Raw genomic sequence first — 2,335 nt, 5'->3', positions numbered from 1 at the left:
CATTAGACCTGTTCCTTTCTGCATTAGAGAAAAATACAGCCACGCTGTTGGGTGTCATTCAAGTACGCGCCTTAACCATTCTATCATTGTGAAAATCAGCCGACAAATAATCAGTAGGCTTATCTTGTGCAGATACCACTATTAGAGAAAAACAAAAAAGAAAGAAGATTGTCATTTTCATTTGATGCAATTTTAAAGGCTTTAAATTAAATAATTTATTTGGTTTCTTAAGCTGAAAAGTCGTAAAACAAGACCCTTTAGCCCCGAATCTTTATATTAACAGTATTTTATACAAAACAATGAAAAACCACTCTAGCCTAGTTATTAATTTTCTATAAATTTGCGCAGCTAAAATTGACGAAATATGAAGAATACAGCCCTAACTAAAACCCACGAAGCACTCGGTGCCAAAATGGTTCCTTTTGCCGGGTATTTAATGCCCGTATCTTACGAAGGCGTTAATGCCGAACATGAAACGGTGCGTAAAGCTGTGGGCGTCTTTGATGTTTCTCATATGGGAGAGTTTTTAATAGAGGGACCCAACGCTTTAGCTCTTATACAAAAAGTTACATCTAATGATGCTTCGAAACTGACAGTTGGAAAGGCCCAATACAGCTACTTTCCAAATGAATCTGGTGGTATTGTGGATGACCTTATCGTATACCGAATAGAAGAAGAAGTTTATCTCCTGGTGGTAAATGCCTCTAATATTCAAAAAGATTGGGATCATATCTCCGGGTATAATAAAAACATAGGTGCCAAACTTAGGAATATATCAGAAAACTACTCATTATTGGCTATACAAGGGCCAAAAGCGGTAGAATCCATGCAGTCCTTAACATCTGTAGATCTGTCGGCAATTAAGTTCTACAATTTTGTAGTTGGGGACTTCGCAGGGATAGAACACGTTATAATTTCAGCAACTGGATACACGGGTTCAGGGGGTTTTGAAATCTACTGTAAAAACGAGGAAGTAAAGCAAATATGGGATAGTGTTCTGGCAGCAGGCGCCAATTATGGCATTAAACCAATTGGTTTGGCTGCAAGGGATACCCTTAGATTAGAGATGGGGTATTGTTTATATGGGAATGATATTAATGAAGAAACTTCTCCATTGGAGGCAGGTCTTGGTTGGATTACAAAGTTTAGTAAAGATTTTGTGAACAGCGAGGCGCTGGCTAAAGAAAAGGAGAAAGCTCCAAAACAAAAATTAATTGCCTTTGAATTGGTAGAAAAAGGCATTCCAAGACAAGGTTATGACATCACAGATGGAGAAGGCAACAAAATTGGCTTTGTCACTTCGGGTACCATGTCGCCTTCCTTGAATAAAGGTATTGGCTTAGGTTATGTGCCTTCTGCATTATCTGAATCAGGCAGCGAGATTCATATTCAAATTCGCAAAAATAACATAAAGGCAAAAGTGGTTAAATTACCATTTTATAAAGTATAGACTATTTTTAGACAAGAGGAGGAAAAAGAGTGAAAGACGGAGGAAAGAAAATACTGATACTGGGAGGAAGCGGATTTATAGGATATGCTATTTACAAGGAACTCTGCAATTATTTTGATACCTATGCTACCTATTATTCATCCGGCGGGGCTTTTGAAGACAATAAACAATTTATAAGGTATGACATGCAGGAAGATGATATCTATCAACTTCTGGAGAAAATACGTCCACAAATTATTATTTCTGCCCTAAGAGGCAATTTTAGCGCGCAAGTTCAGGCTCATCAGCATATCGTAGAATATCTCGTTAAAAACGACTGCAAACTATATTTCTTATCTTCTGCCAATGTCTTTGATGCATACAGCAAATTCCCTTCTTATGAACATGACAAAACCTTATCTGAGAGTGTTTACGGGCGATTAAAAATAAGAATAGAGAATATGCTTTTACGATTGCCTAAATCTAAAACGGCTATTTTAAGAGTTCCAATGGTATTTGGGAATTCCTCTCCCCGGGTTAAAGAAATGAAGAAATTTATTTGGAATAATGAACCTATAGAAGTTTTTCCAAATCTGGTTATTAATGTAATAAGCGATTACAAGCTTACTCAGCAAATCCATTATCTCATTAATCGAAATAAGAGCGGAATTTTTCATTTGGGCAGTCATGATCTGGTTCACCATGAAGACTTTATTAAGGATATCCTTGAAAGGATTGGGAGCTTTAATCCCATTTTTAAAAGGGTGTTCACTACAAATGAGGAGCGTTATCTGGCAGTCTTACCCAAAGACAATAAACTTCCAAAAAACCTGCGAATTAGTTGCCAGGAGATAATTGATCACCATGTTATTGGTTAATTAGCAAGAAATCTGCCTATTTTTAAAT

2 protein-coding genes are annotated in these 2,335 nt (G+C 36.8%); both read left to right on the top strand.

What is annotated here, in order from left to right:
• The first annotated feature begins 364 nt into the window (after nucleotides 1-364).
• Entirely contained in the window at nucleotides 365-1,450 is a 1,086-nt protein-coding gene (gcvT, locus tag Q0X66_RS15785) for a glycine cleavage system aminomethyltransferase GcvT (RefSeq protein WP_297708075.1), read from the top strand.
• 29 nt (nucleotides 1,451-1,479) lie between these two features.
• On the top strand, nucleotides 1,480-2,307 hold the full coding sequence (locus tag Q0X66_RS15780; protein ID WP_297708073.1) for a sugar nucleotide-binding protein: 828 nt from the start codon (nucleotides 1,480-1,482) through the stop codon (nucleotides 2,305-2,307).
• The last annotated feature ends 28 nt before the right edge of the window (nucleotides 2,308-2,335 follow it).

Source organism: uncultured Eudoraea sp. (assembly GCF_947260015.1).
Classification (GTDB): Bacteria; Bacteroidota; Bacteroidia; order Flavobacteriales; family Flavobacteriaceae; genus Eudoraea.
The sequence above is the reverse complement of the archived record's forward strand: the minus strand, read 5'-3'. Positions and strand labels throughout refer to the sequence as shown.